The 18,598-nt window shown below is 65.3% G+C and carries 14 protein-coding genes; 8 read left to right on the top strand and 6 right to left on the bottom strand.

Translation table 11 applies throughout. The features are described 5' to 3' along the window. Window positions 1-3: 3 nt before the first annotated feature. Together BMY71_RS13960 and BMY71_RS13955 are read right to left on the bottom strand one after the other, a co-directional pair. Window positions 4-3,405 carry a tetratricopeptide repeat protein gene (locus BMY71_RS13960; RefSeq protein ID WP_092684449.1) on the bottom strand — a complete coding sequence of 1,134 codons (3,402 nt, stop codon included), beginning with the start codon at window positions 3,403-3,405 and terminating at the stop codon, window positions 4-6. A 282-nt stretch (window positions 3,406-3,687) separates the two neighbouring features. After that, window positions 3,688-4,236 (bottom strand): TetR/AcrR family transcriptional regulator, encoded by a 549-nt coding sequence (locus BMY71_RS13955; RefSeq protein ID WP_092684447.1) that lies wholly within the window; start codon window positions 4,234-4,236, stop codon window positions 3,688-3,690. Between the two features lie 301 nt (window positions 4,237-4,537). Here BMY71_RS13955 and BMY71_RS13950 point away from each other — a divergent pair, with 301 nt between their 5' ends. The 3 genes from BMY71_RS13950 (at window position 4,538) to BMY71_RS13940 (ending at window position 8,174) form a co-directional block, all read left to right on the top strand. Beyond that, window positions 4,538-4,924: a nuclear transport factor 2 family protein gene (locus tag BMY71_RS13950; RefSeq protein ID WP_092684445.1), complete on the top strand. Its 387-nt coding sequence runs from the start codon at window positions 4,538-4,540 to the stop codon at window positions 4,922-4,924. A 91-nt stretch (window positions 4,925-5,015) separates the two neighbouring features. Continuing rightward, a complete protein-coding gene (locus BMY71_RS13945; protein ID WP_092684443.1) occupies window positions 5,016-6,806 on the top strand; it encodes an acyl-CoA dehydrogenase C-terminal domain-containing protein in 1,791 nt (596 codons plus the stop codon). A 159-nt stretch (window positions 6,807-6,965) separates the two neighbouring features. Beyond that, the gene (locus BMY71_RS13940; protein ID WP_092684441.1) at window positions 6,966-8,174 is read left to right on the top strand and encodes an acetyl-CoA C-acetyltransferase; all 1,209 of its coding nucleotides are present in this window, start codon (window positions 6,966-6,968) and stop codon (window positions 8,172-8,174) included. A gap of 126 nt (window positions 8,175-8,300) precedes the next feature. Here the strand turns inward: BMY71_RS13940 and BMY71_RS13935 are convergent, their stop codons facing one another. After that, window positions 8,301-9,074: an EAL domain-containing protein gene (locus tag BMY71_RS13935; RefSeq protein ID WP_092684439.1), complete on the bottom strand. Its 774-nt coding sequence runs from the start codon at window positions 9,072-9,074 to the stop codon at window positions 8,301-8,303. A 97-nt stretch (window positions 9,075-9,171) separates the two neighbouring features. Between BMY71_RS13935 and BMY71_RS13930 the strand changes: the two genes are divergently transcribed. Then, window positions 9,172-11,388 carry a 3-hydroxyacyl-CoA dehydrogenase NAD-binding domain-containing protein gene (locus BMY71_RS13930; protein ID WP_092684437.1) on the top strand — a complete coding sequence of 739 codons (2,217 nt, stop codon included), beginning with the start codon at window positions 9,172-9,174 and terminating at the stop codon, window positions 11,386-11,388. 250 nt (window positions 11,389-11,638) lie between these two features. Here BMY71_RS13930 and gstA read toward each other — a convergent pair whose 3' ends face one another. Next, complete coding sequence (gene gstA, locus BMY71_RS13925) at window positions 11,639-12,253, bottom strand: glutathione transferase GstA (RefSeq protein ID WP_092684610.1); 615 nt, start codon at window positions 12,251-12,253, stop codon at window positions 11,639-11,641. Window positions 12,254-12,380: 127 nt separating this feature from the next. Between gstA and BMY71_RS13920 the strand changes: the two genes are divergently transcribed. From BMY71_RS13920 to BMY71_RS13910, 3 genes are all read left to right on the top strand, one after another. Further along, complete coding sequence (locus tag BMY71_RS13920) at window positions 12,381-12,872, top strand: MarR family winged helix-turn-helix transcriptional regulator (protein WP_092684435.1); 492 nt, start codon at window positions 12,381-12,383, stop codon at window positions 12,870-12,872. Between the two features lie 93 nt (window positions 12,873-12,965). Then, window positions 12,966-14,336 (top strand): glutamate--cysteine ligase, encoded by a 1,371-nt coding sequence (locus BMY71_RS13915; RefSeq protein ID WP_092684433.1) that lies wholly within the window; start codon window positions 12,966-12,968, stop codon window positions 14,334-14,336. A 139-nt stretch (window positions 14,337-14,475) separates the two neighbouring features. Further along, a complete protein-coding gene (locus BMY71_RS13910; RefSeq protein ID WP_011501236.1) occupies window positions 14,476-15,030 on the top strand; it encodes a PAN domain-containing protein in 555 nt (184 codons plus the stop codon). Between the two features lie 79 nt (window positions 15,031-15,109). Here BMY71_RS13910 and tldD read toward each other — a convergent pair whose 3' ends face one another. After that, entirely contained in the window at window positions 15,110-16,537 is a 1,428-nt protein-coding gene (gene tldD / locus BMY71_RS13905; protein ID WP_092684431.1) for a metalloprotease TldD, read from the bottom strand. Window positions 16,538-16,780: 243 nt separating this feature from the next. Beyond that, on the bottom strand, window positions 16,781-17,317 hold the full coding sequence (locus tag BMY71_RS13900) for an invasion associated locus B family protein (RefSeq protein ID WP_092684608.1): 537 nt from the start codon (window positions 17,315-17,317) through the stop codon (window positions 16,781-16,783). A 422-nt stretch (window positions 17,318-17,739) separates the two neighbouring features. On the opposite strand from BMY71_RS13900, the gene coxB reads away from it, so the two are divergent. Then, complete coding sequence (coxB, locus tag BMY71_RS13895; protein WP_011501239.1) at window positions 17,740-18,594, top strand: cytochrome c oxidase subunit II; 855 nt, start codon at window positions 17,740-17,742, stop codon at window positions 18,592-18,594. Window positions 18,595-18,598: the final 4 nt, after the last annotated feature.

Genomic DNA, 18,598 nt, shown 5'->3' with positions numbered 1-18,598 from the left:
GGCTTAGCGCGCCGCGCGCTTGCTGGTCGCAGGACTGATCGCCGCCGCCGGGGATTGGGCGTCCCAGCCACCGGCGGGCGCTGCAACCTTGACGGCGTCGTCGGGCTGCGACTCGACGACAAACGTCTGGATCGCGAGTTTGGCCGCCGACAGCGATTGCGGATCGAGCCGCTTGGCGACGTCGTCGCGTTTGCGGGCGGAGTCGGAGTCGCCCTGCGCCGCCGCGAGGCTGAACCATTTGAACGATTCGGCGAGGTTCTGTTCGACGCCGATGCCTCGTGCATACAGGATTCCGAGGTTGAACTGGCTGTCGGCGACGCCGCGCTCGGCGGCTTTCCTGAACCACTCCGCCGCGGTCTTGTAGTTCGCGCCCTTCGAGCCGCCGTCGGCGTCGAGCACGGCGAGATTGTGCATCGCCTTGGCGTTGCCGCGATCGGCCGCCTGCACGTAGTAGCGCCGCGCCGTCTCGAGATCCTTTTTCAGCCCGAGCCCCTTCTCGTTGAGGGTGCCCATCCGGAACATCGCCGGCACGATGCCGGCCTGCGCGGCGCGGCCGTACCATTTGGCGGCCTCTTCGAAATTCGCCGCGATGCCTTTGCCGTCGGCGTAGCGGTTGCCGATTTCGAAAGCCGCCGCGGCGTCGCCTTTCAGCGCGGCCTTGCGCAGCACCGGTCCGCCGATCGCGTCGGGCAGGGTTTCACCGGCCGGAATCGCAATCTTGCCGGCGGCGCCCATGCCGGCGCCAGCCTGCGGCGCCGGGATGGTGCCGGTGATGTCTGCGGGTGCGGTTGCCGGGGAGACCGCCGGAGCGGGGGCGGCCGGCGCCGGGGCGGCCGCGGGCGGTTGTTGCGGCGCGAACAGCGACTGGCGGTTGATCGGGGTCGGCGACGTCATCGATGGCGCCGGTGCGGAAGGAGCGCTGGCGGCGGGTGGCGTGTCATCCTCGTCCTCGTCCTCGTCGGACGGCGCTATCCCTTGCGGCGCCGGCTCGCTGAGGCTTGCCGCCGGCACCGGCTGGCCCCCGTCGAGCAAGTTCATCGCCATCTTGAAGGTGCCGAGCACGATCACGACGACGCTGGCGCCAACCAGAAGTGAGCGAATCTTGGAGCCGATGGTCGAGCCCGGTCCGGCCTTGCCGGGGGTCGGGCCGGCTTTACCGTCGCCTTTGGACTTGTCGGTGGAATGGCCGGTCGCCGACGCCGCGGCTTGCGCCGCGCGACGGGCGGCGGCGATGAAGTTCGAGCTGCTGGCCGGCTCCGGCTTGGCGCCGCCGAGTTCGTTGATTGCGCTTTCCGATGCCGCGATCCGCTCGGACGGCGAGGTGACCCGGGCCGGCGGGCGTGAGCCTGGCTCCAGCGGGTGGTCCGGCGGCAATGCGGGATTGATCGCTGCGCGTGGCGACGAAATCTGCGGCTCGGTCGAGGGACCGGCAGCGGCCCGGCTCGCAGCCGGATCGAGAATGTCCTGGATCGCCCGCGGTGCAGGTGCAGGTGCAGGTACCGGCGCCGGTTGCGCCGGCGCGAACTCTCGTGGCGCAGCGCTGAAGGCAGTCGCCGCAGCGGGATTCGGCATTTCCGGACGCGGCGGCAGCGAAACCTGCGGCGACACCGCCGGCTGGGTGGTCACCGGCAGCGGCCTGGCCGGCTCCGGCGCGGGCTGCGGCGCGGCGCGCGCCGCGCGCAGGTCGCCTTCGATCATCGCCAGTCGGTCGACGACATGGCCGAGGGTGTTGTGAACCGCTTCCAGCGAGTCCTGGGTGTGGCGGCCGGTTTCCGACTGGCTGAAGCGCATGTCGGAGACTTCGCGCTTCAGGGCCTCCACCACCCCGGGATCGAAGGCCGGCGGCGGCGCCGGGCGCTCGATGTCGGCCAAGCGATGAAAATTCTCCTGCTGCCGCTCGAGCATCCGCAGGATGTCCTGCAGCCCTTCCTCGACCCGGCCGAAATCGCCGCTGCCGCGCGGCGTCGCGGCGGTTTCCATCCGTTCCAGCAGATAGGAGACGCGCTGCTCGAGATGCGCGAAGGCCGACGAGCTGTCGTTGCCGACCGGTAGTTGGTCGAGTCGCTCCGACAGCGCGCGCACCGCGCCTTCGAGCTGCTCGGAGGAGTCGGCGGCGACCGGGCGCTCGCGGCTTTCGAGCGCCGCGGTCAGCGCCGAGATGCGGTTTTCAAGCGCCGCAAACGAGTCGCTGTGATGATCGACGCGGGTGAGTTGGTCGACCTTGTCGGCCAGCGTGTGAACATTGTCGCTGAGCTGCGCCAGCGCCTCGTTGGAGGCGACGTTGGAGACGATGCTACGCAAAGCGCCGATGGCTTTCTCGAGCTGCTGCATCGTGCCGGGATCGTCGCTGTTGCGCACGATCATGTCGATCTTGCCGCCGAGATTGCGGATCGCCTCGTCGAAGCCGGCGAGTTGCTCGGCCGGGGTGAGCGAGCGCAGCGCGTCGTGGATCTCCCCGAGCGCGCGTTCGATGCCGGCGATGACGCTGGCGTCGCTGCCGTTGCTGCGGGTTTCGTCGAGCCGCCGCGACAGCGATTTGATCTCGCTCTCGAGCGACTCGATCGCCTTGCGGGGCATCGCTTCGGTGATGGTCTGACGGATTTCGGCGAGATCGGCGCGGAACGCCGCGATCGACTGCTCGATCACGTCGGGGCGCTGCAGCGCGTCGATCTGGCTGGTGATCTTGAGGAGTTGCTGCTCCAGGCTGGAGAAGTCCGGCCCGGTTCGGACCGGCAGTGGCGCCATCGCGGGCACGATCGGGGGGGCCTGGCGCGGCGCGACCCGGTTCACCGTGCTGTCGAGTTCGTTCTGGCGCGCGGCGATTTCAGCGATCGCCAGATCGAGCGCATTGGGATCGAGCGGGGGCGAGGCGTGGTAGACCTGAGCCGCAGCGCGTTCGACTCGCTCGGTCGGGGTCTGGAGAGGGGCGTGTTGAAGCGGCGCGGTTCGGGCGGTTGCCGCCGCCGGGGGAGCCGCCGCAGGAACCGTCGCGGAAGCCGTCGCAGGAACTGTCGCAGCAGCCGTCGTAGAAACCTTGGGCTCGGTGATCCGCGCCAGGCGGGCGTCCAGCCGCGAAATTGCGTCGTTGAGCTGCCGCGCCACGCCGGGCTCGTTACGCACCGGCGGCCGCGACATCTGGTCGATCTGGCGGGCAATGGAATCCAGCCGCTGATGGATCTCGGCAACTTCGGTGGCGCTGTTTTCCGCCAATGCGGCGCGGATCGGCTGATGTTCGGCCTCGGCGGCCGAGCAGGGCTGGGACTGAACCAGAGTCTGGGGCGCGGTATCGCCGAGCTGACCGTTGATCCAATCGGCCAGCGACATGCCGGCGCGCTTGGCGGCGGCTTCCGCCCGCTCGCGCACCGACGGCTCGATACCTTCTACGCTCCACGATACGCGATTCATGCTCTGTCCGCTTCCGAACTGGCGCCCGCTGCGCCTGCAACTCCTCCCCCTGACGTCCCGTGCCGAAAGGCACCCGAATTCAATGCGGGAGAGCCGCCTCTGGCATCGACTTTTTCGTGTTAGGGTAAATACCGAGTTAAGGATCGGACCGGAGGACGGGTAAAGTTATCGCGCACGCGCGATCGTGCGCCGGGTGCGTCTTTATTGCATCCCAATGGAGCGCTGCGCGCGACGCGTCGAGGCCGATCGGAGCGACCCGCGTTTTCCAAATCTGTTCGCGAGTTATCGCGTGAACAACGCGCTGAGGTCGTCGATATCCAGTTCGGTGATAACGGTGTGCACCGGATTCAAAACCGCCGTTTGGCCGATATAGGCCCAGTATAAAAACTCCGCCCGTGGCAGCGCTCGCCGACTTTCAACTCCGGACTCGATCAGTAGCTTCGCGAGATACTCGACACGCCGGGCGTCGACCAGGGCCACCATCTCGGCGGCGGCCGAGTCGGTCGCGGCAAGCTCCCGGATCGCCCTGTCGAGATTTCTGTCCTCGTTGAACGCCAGCTTCATCAGGTGCGTCAGCCGCGCCGGTCCGACGATCGCGGCATCGATCTCGCGGAAGACCTGATCGGTCGCACGCTCCTGCCAGAGCTGCAGGAGCTGGAGACGGAAATCGGTCGAGTCTCTGAAGTGCCAGTAGAAGCTCCCGCGAGAGACGTTCAACCCGTTGGCGAGGTCGCCGACTTTGAGGGCATTCGCGCCGTGCCGCGCCAAGGTTCGCAGCCCGTGGGCGAGCCAGTCCGAACGTGTGAGCCGATCTTTGGTATCCGGGTCCATAGCGACACCATACACCAGTGTATTGACAGGTCCAAGCTGCACCGTTACATGCCATTCATAGCTGTATGGAGATGATCCCGCAGAATGGGGCCTTGCGGTCGCCGGGATCATCCTGATGGAGGAGCGTTCGTGCACGACATCTTGGTCCAGCGCTGGATGTGCGCGACAGCCCTGTCGCCGCTCGTCCTGGTCAGTTCGGTCGAGCTCGCCAATTGATGTTGCGGCCGATTGTGTTCGATCGTTTCCGCCTTTTCCGTGCGTCCCCTACGCAATCATGTCCTGTTGATCTGGAGCGCAGCCGATGACCTTGAACGGGCTCGACAAGTGGTACGCCTTCATGAAGTCCAAGGACGAGGCTGTGCTGTGGGATCTTCTGCATCCCGACGCCGTGTTCGAGAGCCCGGTGGTCCATACCCCGCAGCTCGGGCGTGCGGTCGTGTTCAAGTATTTGATCAGCGCCGAGAAAGTGCTTGGCGGAGCGGGTTTTTCCTATCGGGGCGAATGGCGCGGCGAAAACAGCGTGGTTCTTGAATTCGAGAATGAAATCGAAGGGATCAAGATCAACGGCGTCGACATGATCACTTTCGCCGACGATGGGTGTATTACCCATTTCAAGGTCATGGTAAGACCACTCAAAGCGATAAACCTGCTGCATCGGCTGATGGGAGAGCAACTGGCGCGACAATAGGGCGCTGGCAAACAGTCGAATTCCACTGGCCGACGTCTGAAATTCATTCGAGCGGCGACCACCTAACATTCATTCCGATTGAGAGAACCGCATGACGATCTACAAGGCACCCGTTGAAGATGTCGGCTTCCTGCTCAACGACGTATTTCAGTTCGACCGCTACAACAATCTGCCCGGCTTTGCCGATGCGGCGCCCGACGTGCGCGACGCCATCATCAACGAGGCGGCGCGGCTGAGCGAGCAGGTGCTGCAGCCGCTGAACGCCGTCGGCGATCGCGAAGGCTGCATCCGTCACGACGACGGCAGCGTCACCACGCCGAAGGGCTTCAAGGAGGCCTACAAACAGATCGCGGATGGCGACTGGCTCGGCCTGTCGTCGCCGCCCGAATTCGGCGGCCAGGGTCTGCCGATCACGCTGACCCAGACCGTGTCCGAGTTTCAGACCTCGGCCAATATGGCGTTCTCGATGTATCACGGCCTGACCATGGGCGCCGCCGCGGCGCTGCTGGTGCATGGCAATGCAGAGCAGAAGGCGCTCTATCTGCCGAAGATGACGTCCGGCGAGTGGACCGGCACCATGAACCTGACCGAGCCGCAATGCGGCACCGATCTCGGTCTGCTGCGCACCAAGGCGGTGAAGCAGGCCGACGGCAGCTACAAGCTGACCGGCACCAAGATCTTCATTTCCGCCGGCGAGCATGATCTGGCCGACAACATCATCCATCTGGTGCTGGCGCGGATCGAAGGCGCGCCGGCCGGGATCAAGGGCGTCTCGCTGTTCGTGGTGCCGAAGTTCCTGGTCAATCCCGACGGATCGATCGGCGCCCGCAACGGCGTGATGTGCGGCTCGATCGAGCACAAGATGGGCATCCACGGCAACGCCACCTGCACCATGAACTACGACGACGCCACCGGCTGGCTGATCGGCGAAGAGAACAAGGGCATGCAGGGCATGTTCGTGATGATGAACGAGGCCCGGCTCGGCGTCGCGGTGCAGGGCCTCGCGCAATCCGAGGTCGCGTATCAGAATGCGGTCGCCTATGCGCGCGAGCGTCTGCAGGGTCGCGCGCTGTCCGGCCCGAAGGCGACCGACAAGCCGGCCGATCCGATCATCGTGCATCCGGACGTGCGCCGCGCGCTGCTTACCATCCGCTCCTTCAATGAAGCGGCGCGGGCGCTGGTGATGTGGACCGCGCTGAAGAGCGATGTCGCGCATCGCTCCGACGACGCCAAGGAACGTCAGACCGCCGACGATCATCTCGGCCTGATGACCCCGGTGCTCAAGGGCGTGCTGACCGACGTCGGCTTCTCCAATGCGGTCCTCGCGCAGCAGGTCTATGGCGGCCACGGCTACATCGCCGCCAACGGCATGGAGCAGTTCGTCCGCGACGCCCGCATCGCGATGATCTACGAGGGCGCCAACGGCATTCAGGCGCTCGACCTGGTCGGCCGCAAGCTGCCGCGTGACGGCGGCCGTGCGGTGATGGCGTTCTTCGCCGAGGTCGGCGCCTTCGCCAAGGAGCACGGCGGCGACGACGCGATGAAGCCTTTCGTCACGCCGCTGTCGACCGCGCTCGGCCATTTGCAGCAGGCCACTACCTGGCTGATGCTGAATGCGATGGCGGCTCCCGACAACGCCGGCGCCGGCGCGACCGATTACATGCAGCTGTTCGGCCGGGTGGCCTGCGGCTACATGTGGGCGAAGATGGCCAAGGTCGCGCAGGACAAGATTGCCGCCGGCGGCGCCACGCCCTATCTGACCACCAAACTGGTCACCGGCCGGTTCTTCATGGAGCGGTCGCTGCCCGAAACCGCGTTGCACCTGGCGCGGATCCAGACCGGCAGCGCGACCACCATGGAATTGTCAGCGGAAGCGTTCTGATAACGACACATTGCTGTCATCCCCGCGAAAGCGGGGATCCAGTAAACCCGATGCCCGCGCTCAATCCGAGGGCGCACTTGAATACTGCGTCGCCCGGTCGAGCCGGGCGATGACGTCGCGAACACCATCGCGCTGCAGATTTTTTTTGGGAGAGAACCGATGCCCGAAGCCTATATCTACGATCACGTTCGCACTCCGCGCGGCCGCGGCAAGGCCGACGGCGCGCTGCACGAAGTGACCGCGCTGGCGCTCGCCACCGTGCCGTTGAAGGCGCTGAAGGAACGCAACAACCTGAAGCAGGACGTGGTCGACGACGTCGTGATGGGCGTGGTCGATCCGGTCGGCGAGGCCGGCTCGGACATCGCGCGGTTCGCCGCGATGAACGCGGGCCTCGGCGAAGCCGTGCCGGGCATTCAGATCAGCCGGTTCTGCGCCTCGGGTCTCGACGCGGTGAACTTCGCCGCGGCGCAGATCATGAGCGGCCAGCACGAGCTGGTGATCGGCGGCGGCGCCGAATCGATGAGCCGCGTCGGCCTCGGCGCCTCCGGCGGCGCCTGGCCGATGGACCCGTCGATGGCGGTGCCGTCCTACTTCATGCCGCAGGGCGTCTCGGCCGATCTGATCGCCACCAAATACGGCTTCTCGCGCGACGACGTCGACGCCTATGCGGTGCAGAGCCAGCAACGCGCGGCGAAGTCTTGGGAGGAAGGTCGCTTCGACAAATCGGTGGTGCCGGTCAAGGACATCAACGGCCTGACCATTCTCGCCAAGGACGAGCACATGCGGCCGTCGACCACGATGCAGTCGCTGGCGCAGCTGCAGCCGTCGTTCGCCGCGGTGGCCGCGATGGGCGGCTTCGACGCGGTGGCGATCCAGTCGCATCCGGAAATCGAGAAGGTCAACTACGTCCATCACGCCGGCAATTCGTCCGGCATCGTCGACGGCGCCGGCGCGGTGCTGCTCGGCAGCAAGGAAGCGGGCGACAAGCACGGTCTGAAGCCGCGCGCCAGAATCCGCGCTTTCGCCAATATCGGCTCGGAGCCGGCGATGATGCTGACCGGTCCGGTCGACGTCACCAAAAAGCTGTTCGAGCGCTCCGGCATGAAGAAGAGCGACATCGACCTGTTCGAACTCAACGAGGCGTTCGCCTCGGTCGTGCTGCGCTACATGCAGGCGTTCGAGATCGACAACGACAAGATCAACGTCACCGGCGGCGCGATCGCGCTCGGCCATCCGCTCGGCGCGACCGGCGCGATGATCCTCGGCACCGTGCTCGACGAACTCGAGCGCACCGACAAGTCGACCGCCCTGGTGACGCTGTGCATCGGCGGCGGCATGGGCACCGCGACGATCATCGAGCGGGTGTAAGCGTGTCCTCGTAGGGTGGGTTAGCGCCGAAGGCGCGTAACCCACCAGCCTGTCGTCGTGCGGGTCTGTTGTCGTGCGAGGTCGGTGGGTTACGGCGCAACAGCGCCTAATCCACCCTACGGCGAACTAACCGGCAGCTTTGACGTCAATCCTCGGCGTCAGCAGCGGCACCTCGGGCAGAGCCATCAGAGCGGGCTTAGCGAAATGGTAACCCTGGAACAGCGAAATCCCGGCCGCGCGCAGCACGGTGCATTCCTGTTCGCACTCGACGCCCTCCGCCAGCACGCGGACGTCGAGTTCGCGGGCGATGCCGACGATTCCCGCGACGATGACCTGTTTGGCCCTGCTGAGGTGAATGTCGCGGAGCACTTCCATGTCGATCTTGATCAGATCGGGCTGCAGCTTGGCGAGCAGGCCGAGGCCCGCGAAGCCGGCGCCGAAATCGTCGAGCGCGGTGAGGAAGCCGAGCTTGCGGTAGGCCTCGATGATCGTGTTCAGGTGAGCGGCGTCCTGCATCCGCTCGTTCTCGGTGAACTCGAACATCAGGTTCCGGTGCGGGAAGCCGGCGCGTTTCGCGGCAGCCAGCGATTTCTGGATGCAGGCGTTGGGCTCGTACACCGCGTTTGGCATGAAGTTGATCGACAGCCGCACGTTCGGATCGCGGAACAAAGTGCCCGCGGTTTCGATCGCCAGCACCCGCGCGGCCTGGTCGAACCGGTAGCGGATTTCTTCGGACACCTGCGACAGCACGGTTCCCGCGGGTTCGCCGTTCGGACCTCGCACCAACGCCTCGTAGCCCCACACCCGCTGCGCCGACAGATCGACGATCGGCTGGAACGCCATCTTCATGGCGAAAGGCAACGGCAGATCGTTGCGGCACTGGGTGCAGACAGAACTCATGATGTTCGCTCTCAATCGGCAACTTGGATGCCGGGAGCGTAGGTCGATATCTCTTAATCAACGTTTAGCTATTCAGTTCGAACCGGAGCACACAGCGATGAGCTACAGCAACTTCAAGATCGAGACCGACTCCGACGGCATCGCGCTCGTGACTTGGGATCTTCCCGGGCGCTCGATGAACGTGCTCGATACCAAGACCATCGAGGAACTCGGTGCGATCGTCGAGCAGACGACCAAGGACGCCGCCGTCAAGGGCGTGGTGATCACGTCCGCCAAGGAGGCATTCTGCGCCGGCGCCGACCTGTCGATGCTGGAAGGCATGAACAAGACCTTCGCGCAGATCCGAAAGGAGAAGGGCGAGGAAGCCGCGCAGCAGATGCTGTTCGACGAGAGCCGCAAGCTGTCGCAGATCCTGCGCGCGATCGAGACTTCCGGAAAACCATGGGTCGCGGCGATCAACGGGCTCGCGCTCGGCGGCGGCTTCGAGGTGACGCTGGCCTGCCATTATCGCGTGGCCGCCGACAATCCGAAGACCAGGCTCGGCCTGCCCGAGATCAAGGTCGGCCTGTTCCCGGGCGGCGGCGGCACCCAGCGGATTCCGCGTATCGTGCAGCCGCAGGATTCGCTGACGATCCTGCTCAAGGGCGACCAGATCAAGCTCGACAAGGCGAAGGCCTGGAAGCTGGTCGATGCCGTGGTGCCGGCTGCGGACCTGATCAAGGCCGCGAAGGACTGGATCAAGGGCGGCGGCAAGGCGGTCGCGCCGTGGGACGAGAAGGGCTTCAAGCTGCCGGGCGGCCCGGTGTTCTCGAAGCAGGGCATGATGATGTTCCCGGCCGGCAACGCCATCTATCGCCGCGAGACCTATGACAACTACCCGGCCGCGCGCGCCATCATGAGCTGCGTCTATGAAGGCCTGCAGGTGCCGATGGACGTCGCGCTGCGCATCGAGTCGCGCTATTTCGCGCAGGTGGTACAGACCAAGGAAGCGGCGGCGATGATCCGCAGCCTGTTCCTGTCGATGCAGGAACTGAACAAGGGCGCCCGCCGCCCGCAGGGCGTGCCGCCGACCAAGGTCAAGAAGCTCGCCATCATCGGCGCCGGCTTCATGGGCGCCAGCGTCGGCTACGTCTCGGCCAAGGCCGGCATCGACGTCGTGCTGATCGATCGCGACCAGGAGAGCGCCGACAAGGGCAAGGCGCACTGCAAATCGGTGATCGACGGACTGATCGCCAAGGGTCGCGCCAAGGAAGCCGACCGCGACGCGCTGCTGGCGCGCATCACCGCGACGCCGGACTTCAACGCGATCAAGGATTGCGACCTGGTGATCGAGGCGGTGTTCGAGGATCGCAAGGTCAAGGCCGACACCTACGCCAAGGCGCAGCCGCTGCTGAAGGAAGGCGCGATCTTCGCCTCCAACACCTCGACGCTGCCGATCAACTCGCTGGCCGAGGAGTTCAAGGACCAGTCGAAATTCATCGGCATCCACTTCTTCTCGCCGGTCGAGAAGATGATGCTGGTGGAAGTGATCATGGGCAACAACACCGGTGACGTCGCGCTGGCCACCGCGCTCGACTACACCCGCCAGATCGGCAAGACCCCGATCGTGGTGAACGACAGCCGCGGCTTCTTCGCCAACCGCTGCGTGCTGCGCTTCACCGCCGAGGGCCTGGAGATGCTGCTCGAAGGCGTGCCGCCGGCGATGATCGAAACCGCCGCCAAGATGGCCGGCATGCCGGTCGGCCCGCTGTCGCTGGCCGACGAAGTCGCGCTCGATTTGATCGTGAAGATCATGAAGGCCACCGAAGTCGACCTCGGCGAACAGGCGGTCGATCAGGCGCAGAAGAAGCTGATGATCGAGATGGTGGAGAAGCAGGGCCGCTTCGGCCGCAAGAACGCCAAGGGCTTCTACGACTATCCGGAGAAGGGCAAGGGCCAGAAGGCGCTGTGGAGCGGCATCGGCGCGTTGCAGCCGAAGCAGCTCGATCCCGACACCATCGACGTCGAGGAGCTGAAGCAGCGCTTCCTGGTGGTGCAGGCAGTGGAAGCCGCGCGCACGGTCGAGGACAATGTCATCGTCGATCCGCGCGAGGCCGATGTCGGCTCGATCCTCGGCTTCGGCTTCGCACCGTTCACCGGCGGCACGCTGAGCTACATCGACTTCATGGGCACCAAGGAGTTCGTGGCGCTTTGCCATAAGCTCGAAGGCAAATTCGGCTCGCGCTTCACGCCGCCGAAGCTCTTGGAAGACATGGCCAAGACCGGCGACACCTTCTACCACCGCTTCGCCCCGAAGAAGCAGGCGGCGGCGTAGTCACCCCGAGCACAGAGCGCTCCCTCTCCCGCTTGCGGGAGAGGGTTGGGGTGAGGGCGCCCCGAGCACTGACTCAGCGACTCGCGGGGCGGAGTGCCCTCACCCGCCGCGCTTCGCGCGTCGACCTCTCCCGCAAGCGGGAGAGGTGTGCGCTGCCGCTGCGGCGAGGCCACGTCTCTCTACGGTTACAAACAACAAGGGCCGGATCATCGCGATCCGGCCCTTCTTTGTTTCAGCACCAGGCGGTTCGTTACGCCTTCTGCAGCAACCCTTCGCTCCGCAGCGCATCCTGCACCTTCGGCCGTGCGGCGACGCGGGCCTTGAAGGCGGCGAGATTGGCGAAGGTCGACATGTCGATCTTCATCCGGTCGGCCCAGGTCAGGATCACGAACAGATAGCCGTCCGCCACCGTGAACTGCGAGCCCATCAGGTAATCCTTTCCGGCGAGCTGCTTGTCGGCATAGGCAAAATATTTTGCGATGCGGTCCTTGAAGAAAGTCTTGGCTTCGTCGCCGAGCACCGGGGAGAACAGCGGGCCGAAGCTCTTGTGCAGGTCGGTGGAAATGAAATTCAGCCATTCCTGCAGCCGATAGCGCTCGGCCGTGCCGTTCTCGGGTGCGAGTTTACCGCCGCCCACCTTGTCGGCGATCATCTGCACGATCGCCGGGCCTTCGGTCAGCACGCCGCCGTCGTCGAGACCGAGCGCCGGGACCGATCCCTTGGGATTGATCTGGGTGTAGTCGTCGCCGTTTTCCAGCTTCTTCGCCCGGATGTCGACCTTGACCAGTTCAAACGGCAGGCCGGATTCGCTGAGCGCAATATGCGGCGAGAGCGAACACGCTCCGGGTGAATAATAAAGCTTCATCGACGATTCCTCCTGAAAGATCATTGGAAAAACTTACCGGCGCGATTAAATGCGGCTGCATGGAAGAGTCAATATTGATGCAGCTGCATACAGTGCGCTACATTCGCGGCGCACGATGGATGGGGCGATGAAACGCAAGCCGTCGACCGAAGCGACCGCCGCCTGGGTCCGTCTGATGCGGGTCCGCAGCCGTGTGCTGGATGCTGTCGAGCTGGATCTGAAAAAGGCCGGCTTCCCGCCGCTCGCCTGGTACGACGCGCTGCTCGAATTGTCGCGCGCGCCGGGTGGCGAGATGCGTCCGGTCGAGCTCGAAAAACAGATGCTGATTCCGCAGTATTCCACATCGCGCCTGATCGATCGGCTGGTCGACGAGGGGCTGGCGGCGCGGCGGGAATGCGAGATGGACAAACGCGGCCTGTTCGTGGAAATCACCGAGGCTGGACGCGAGTTGCAGAAAACAATGTGGGCCGCCTATTCTGCGGCGATCGAAAAACACGTCGGCTCGAAATTGTCCGACGCCGACGCGGTGCGGTTATGCGGGCTGCTCGACCGGCTTGGCTGTTCCTGCGACGGGACGGCGGCCGCGCCGCCCCCCCGAGACACCGCGGCTGCGCGATGATACACAGCTCACCCCTCCCGCTCGCGGTTGTTTCGACCCGCGGCTCCCGTCCCCCTGCGCATCCCATCCCCGCGCGCTGCTTCCGGAACTCTCATGGCGCGTGACCAGATCGATATGACGCCGCTGAACTCGCGCGACGAACTCGTCGGGTGGATCGAAGCGGGCGTCAAGCCGCCGTCGGAATTCCGGATCGGCACCGAACACGAGAAGACGCCGTTCACGCTCGAGGGACATCACCCGGTGCCCTACGCGGGCGCGCGCGGCATCGGCGCGCTGCTCGAGGGCATGCAGCTCCTGCTCGGCTGGGAGCCGATCATGGAGGGCCCGCACATCATCGGGCTGCACGACGTCACCGGCGGCGGGGCGATTTCGCTCGAGCCCGGCGGCCAGTTCGAACTGTCCGGCGCGCCGCTCGACAATGTGCACCAGACCCACGCCGAGCTGATGGCGCATCTGGCGCAGGTGCGCGAAGTCGCGACGCCGCTCGGCATCGGCTTCCTCGGCCTCGGCATGACGCCGTCCTGGTCGCGCGAGGACATTCCGGTGATGCCGAAGGGCCGCTACAAGATCATGACCAACTACATGCCGAAGGTCGGCAGCTACGGCCTCGACATGATGTACCGGACCTGCACGGTGCAGACCAATCTCGACTTCTCGTCCGAAGCCGACATGGTCAAGAAGCTGCGGGTGTCGGTGGCGCTGCAGCCGGTGGCGACCGCGTTGTTCGCCAATTCGCCGTTCACCGAAGGCAAGCCGAACGGCTTTCTGTCGTTCCGCTCTGAAATCTGGCGCGACACCGACAATGCTCGCTCCGGCATGATCCCATGGGCGTTCGAGGACGGCATGGGGTTCGAGCGCTGGGTCGACTACGCGCTCGACGTGCCGATGTATTTCGTCAAGCGCGGCGACCAGTACATCGACGTCTCCGGCTCGTCGTTCCGCGATTTCTTCGACGGCAAGAACCAGAAGCTGCCCGGCGAGCGGCCGACGCTGTCGGACTGGGCCAATCATCTGTCGACGATTTTCCCCGAGGTGCGGCTGAAGCGCTATCTCGAGATGCGCGGCGCCGATGGCGTGCCGTGGGGCCGGCTGCCGGCGCTGCCGGCGTTCTGGGTCGGGCTGCTGTACGACGACACCAGCCTCGACGCGGCCTGGGAGATCGTCAAAGGCTGGGATGCGTCGGAGCGGCAGGCGCTGCGCGACGACGTGCCGCGGCTCGGCTTCAAAGCCCGAATCGGCAACCGCTTCTTGTTCGAGATCGCCCGGGAATGTCTGGTGCTGGCCCATGCCGGGTTGCGCCGTCGCGGCCGAATCGATGGCTTCGGCCATGATGAAACGCGGCACCTCGCGGCGCTCGATCAGATCCTCGACGCGGGCCGGACGCCGGCGGAGGAGATGCTGGAGAAGTTCGACGGCGCCTGGCGCGGCTCGGTCGAACCGGCCTACGACGAATACGCATTCTGAGGATCGCGCCGCGGCCGATCGCCGTTCATCGCTCGTACAGGTAGATCACCGTCAGATGCCGTTTTGGTGCGGCGGCCCGGGCTCCCCATTTTGGTGCGCCCTCGACGGGAACCAGGGCCTAACTCGAAAGCGAGCGTGAATGCGGCGAGGCGGCTCGGTCAGGGCATGGTTATTCGTGCTCGCCTTGGCTGCGGCGGCGCTGGCGCCGCGCGTGGCGCAGGCCCAGGCCAATTTCGACCGGCCGGGGGCCGACTATCTGCGTGCGAAGGTGTCGAGCAACGATCCCGCCGACTGTGCGCTGATGTGCGAGCGCGATCGCCGCTGCCGGTCATGGACCTTCGCCTATCCGCAAGCGCCGGAAGACGGCGCATTCTGTTGGCTGAAGAGCAGCGTGCCGCAGCGCAGCCCGAGCAATTGCTGTGTCTCAGGCGTGCGCGGGGCCGGCGTCCTGGAGCCGCGCAACGGCTCGATCGAGGCGTCGATCGATCGGTTCGGCGGCGACTACCGCAATTTCGAGCTGAAGGCCAACGAAGCCGACGATGCCTGCAAGGCGGCCTGCGAGCAGGACAACAAATGCCGCGCCTGGACCTATGCGCGGCCGGGCTATGTCGGCCGCAACGCGCGGTGTTTCCTGAAAAACCAGATCAAGCCGCCGCAGCGCAAGCCGGGGTTTTTCTCAGGCGTGGTGCGGTAGCACGGCGCATCCCGCGCCGGTGACTTTCGCGCGCCGGAATATTGGGTCAAGCCCGCATAGGATGGCGCGTTATCATGCGCTATCCGCCGGTGCCGCCGACCGTGATCCTGTCCATCCGCAGCGTCGGTTGGCCGACGCCGACCGGGACGCCCTGGCCGTTCTTGCCGCAGGTGCCGATGCCGGAGTCGAGCTGCAGGTCGTTGCCGATCATCGAGATGCGGTGCAGATCGGTGGGGCCGTTGCCGATCAGCATCGCACCCTTCAGCGGCGCGCCGATCTTGCCGTTCTCGATCTTGTAGGCCTCGGTGCACTGGAACACGTATTTGCCTGAGGTGATGTCGACCTGACCGCCGCCGAAATTCGCGGCATAGATGCCGTTTTTCACCGACGCGATGATCTCGGCCGGGTCGCGCTGACCTGCGAGCATGTAAGTGTTGGTCATCCGCGGCATCGGCACATGGGCGTAAGACTGACGGCGGCCGTTGCCGGTCGGCTGCATCTTCATCAGCCGTGCGTTCTGGCGGTCCTGCATGTAGCCGGTCAGCACGCCGTCCTCGATCAGCACGGTGCGGCTGGTGGGCGTGCCCTCGTCGTCGATCGACAGCGAGCCGCGCCGCGCCGAGATGGTGCCGTCGTCTACCACGGTGACGCCCTTGGCCGCCACCTGCTGGCCGAGCAGGCCGGCAAAGGCCGAAGTCTGCTTGCGATTGAAATCGCCCTCGAGGCCGTGGCCGACCGCTTCATGCAGCATCACGCCCGGCCAGCCGGGGCCGAGCACCACGTCCATCTCGCCGGCCGGCGCCGGCACCGATTCCAGATTGACCAGCGCCTCACGCAGCGCGCCGTCGGCGGCCTCGCGCCACGCCTTGGTCTCGATGAAACGCGCATAGGGCTCGCGGCCGCCATAGCCCTTGCTGCCGCTCTCCTGCCGGTCGCCTTGGCCGGCGACCACCGAGACGTTGACCCGCACCAGGGGGCGGACATCGCGATAGCTCTCGCCATCGGGACGATGGATCTCGACCACCTGCCAGGTCGCGCCGACCGACACCGACACCTGCCGCACCCGCGGGTCCTTGTCGCGGATATAGGCGTCGATCTCGGCGAGCAGCTTGACCTTGGCCTCGAAGCCCGGCGCATCGAGCGGATTACCGTCGCCATACAGCCGGACATTGGTATGCGCCGGCGCGGCCGCGAAGCTGCCGCTGTAATCGCCGCGCACCGCCGCCACCGCATCGGCGGCGCGGATCAGCGCCGGCAGCGACACGTCGGAGGAATGCGCGTAGCCGACCGCGTCGTCCTTCACCGCGCGCAGGCCAAACCCCTGCGCGGTGTCATAGGTCGCCTGTTTCAGCCGGCCGTTGTCGAAGGCCAAGGCCTCGGTCTGGCTGTATTCGAGATACAGCTCGCCATCGTCCGCCCCCGCAAGCCCGCGGGCGATCTCGCGCCGGACGTCGTCGCGATCGAGATTGGCGCGGTCGAGCAGGGAGGTCTGGGCAAGGCTGGTCATGTGATCTGTTCCACTGTTGGCTGGTGATCAACATAAGCGCTCTGCGGGCACTCTGCGAGGGGATGGCATAAGCCAGAGCTGCGCCCGCCATCTTCAACCGATCGAAGGATATCGATCCGTCAGTCGAAAAAGAATCGATGTCGCGTAACCGCGTCTTTCGTCACGGACGCATGACAAAACGGGCAGCCGGGATAACCCGTGCCGCCGCATTTCGTTGAACTGCGGGATCTGACGGAAAGGCGACTACGGCAGCTTGTCGTAACCCTCGCCGATGCCGTTGAGGCTCAGCGGGAAGCCGATGCCTTCTTCCGGCGTCTCGAAGATGATGAAGGTCGCGGTCTTGGCGGTGCGGAGCTGGCCGAGCAGCTTGTCGTCCATCACCACTTCGGCGACGCAGCCGTTCGGCAGGCAGCGGACGAAGCCGGCGCGGCCGACGTCGACATTGTCGAGCTTCAGCCCCAGGCCCGACGGCAGCAGCACGCCGAGCGGCGCGACCACGCGCATCAGCTTGCTCTTCTGATCGGCGGTCTTGAGGATGATGACGGTGAGGCCGGCATTGGAGCGGTCCTCCGCAACCACGCTCTGGATCAGCGCGCATTGCTCGGCCTTGGCGCCGGGCGGGGTGTCGCAACGGATCTGCCAGTCGCCATGCACCGAACGCACGGCGCCCTGCGCATCGGCGCGGTCGCTCCACCCGAACGACAGCGCGATCGCCATCGCTCCGGCCAGCACCAGCCGGGCGCCGCTCCTGCGCGCAAGGCGGCGGCATGAGGCAAGCATCGGCGAAAGTTCGGCTGGGCCCATCTGGATCGCTTTCAAGGCAGGGACGGCATGTTTGGTCACAGGCCTCCGACTGATCCGGCAATGACGGCACCATAAAGGCGGCATCGGACGCCGGCGAATCAGGGTCCCGTGAAGTTTGCCCGCTGTGCCTACAACGACGTGTGCGGCTGTCAAGCTCAGTTCACATTATCCGGGCACCACAAGATGCGCCTGAACCGCAACGATTTTCGGCTCACGGACAAACCTCCGCGAGGGCCCTACGAATGTACAATACTGCATTGCAGGTACATGCGAATTGTGGTTTGAGAGAGGGAATGAGAAGCATTCTTAAAGGGGATGCGTCGCATCCCCTTCGGAATGAAAAAGGGCGCTCCGCACAAGCGGCTTAGCCCTCAAAACGCATAGGGGAGCGAGGCGGCATGACGATGTCGATGGGCCTGTTTGGCCGGCGGTTGCTCAGCTTGGCGATTTTGGGAGGCGCGCTTGGTTTCAGCGGCGCTGCGGTTGCGGCCGAAGGCCAGCCGTCCCCTTGGGAAATGAAGCTGCAGCAAGCCGCCACCCCGGTGATGGAAAACATCGTCTGGTTCCACGACTTCCTGCTGTGGCTGATCATTGCCATCACGCTGTTCGTGTTGGCGCTGCTGGTGATCGTGGCGGTGAAGTTCAACGCCAAGGCCAATCCGATCCCGTCCAAGACTACTCACCACACGCTGATCGAAGTGGCGTGGACCATCGTCCCGGTGCTGATCCTGGTTGCGGTCGCGGTGCCGTCGTTCCGGCTGTTGTTCCTTCAGCTCGATATTCCGAAGCCGGACGTCACCATCAAGGCGACCGGCAATCAGTGGAACTGGACCTACAACTATCCCGACGACAAGATCGAGTTCACCTCGATCATGCTGACCGACGAAGAGCGCGCCAAGATGAACCCGGTGCCGCCGCGGCTGCTCGCGGTCGACAATGAAACCGTGGTGCCGGTCAACAAGGTGGTGCGGATTCAGACCACCGCCGCCGACGTGATCCATTCCTGGGCGATCCCCTCGTTCGGCGTCAAGATCGACGCGATCCCCGGCCGGCTCAACGAGACCTGGTTCAAGGCCACCAGGGAAGGCCGTTACTACGGCCAGTGCTCGGAACTTTGCGGCAAGGATCATGCTTTCATGCCGATCGTCGTCCGCGTCGTGAGCGATCAGGAATACGACGCCTGGAAGAAACAGCAGCAGATCGCCTCCCACGGCGGCAAATCCTACGCATCGGCCGGCGCTCCCGCGCGTTGATCGG

The organism is Rhodopseudomonas pseudopalustris (assembly GCF_900110435.1).
Classification (GTDB): Bacteria; Pseudomonadota; Alphaproteobacteria; order Rhizobiales; family Xanthobacteraceae; genus Rhodopseudomonas; species Rhodopseudomonas pseudopalustris.
Note: the sequence above shows the minus strand (reverse complement) of the source record. Positions and strands in the feature narration are given on the sequence as shown.

Excerpts from the sequence above, each read along its gene's own strand:
- BMY71_RS13960 (WP_092684449.1), bottom strand. The coding sequence starts at position 3,405 with ATGAATCGCGTATCGTGGAGCGTAGAAGGTATCGAGCCGTCGGTGCGC.
- BMY71_RS13955 (WP_092684447.1), bottom strand. The coding sequence starts at position 4,236 with ATGGACCCGGATACCAAAGATCGGCTCACACGTTCGGACTGGCTCGCC.
- BMY71_RS13950 (WP_092684445.1), top strand. The coding sequence starts at position 4,538 with ATGACCTTGAACGGGCTCGACAAGTGGTACGCCTTCATGAAGTCCAAG.
- BMY71_RS13945 (WP_092684443.1), top strand. The coding sequence starts at position 5,016 with ATGACGATCTACAAGGCACCCGTTGAAGATGTCGGCTTCCTGCTCAAC.
- BMY71_RS13940 (WP_092684441.1), top strand. The coding sequence starts at position 6,966 with ATGCCCGAAGCCTATATCTACGATCACGTTCGCACTCCGCGCGGCCGC.
- BMY71_RS13935 (WP_092684439.1), bottom strand. The coding sequence starts at position 9,074 with ATGAGTTCTGTCTGCACCCAGTGCCGCAACGATCTGCCGTTGCCTTTC.
- BMY71_RS13930 (WP_092684437.1), top strand. The coding sequence starts at position 9,172 with ATGAGCTACAGCAACTTCAAGATCGAGACCGACTCCGACGGCATCGCG.
- gstA (WP_092684610.1), bottom strand. The coding sequence starts at position 12,253 with ATGAAGCTTTATTATTCACCCGGAGCGTGTTCGCTCTCGCCGCATATT.
- BMY71_RS13920 (WP_092684435.1), top strand. The coding sequence starts at position 12,381 with ATGAAACGCAAGCCGTCGACCGAAGCGACCGCCGCCTGGGTCCGTCTG.
- BMY71_RS13915 (WP_092684433.1), top strand. The coding sequence starts at position 12,966 with ATGGCGCGTGACCAGATCGATATGACGCCGCTGAACTCGCGCGACGAA.
- BMY71_RS13910 (WP_011501236.1), top strand. The coding sequence starts at position 14,476 with ATGCGGCGAGGCGGCTCGGTCAGGGCATGGTTATTCGTGCTCGCCTTG.
- tldD (WP_092684431.1), bottom strand. The coding sequence starts at position 16,537 with ATGACCAGCCTTGCCCAGACCTCCCTGCTCGACCGCGCCAATCTCGAT.
- BMY71_RS13900 (WP_092684608.1), bottom strand. The coding sequence starts at position 17,317 with ATGCTTGCCTCATGCCGCCGCCTTGCGCGCAGGAGCGGCGCCCGGCTG.
- coxB (WP_011501239.1), top strand. The coding sequence starts at position 17,740 with ATGACGATGTCGATGGGCCTGTTTGGCCGGCGGTTGCTCAGCTTGGCG.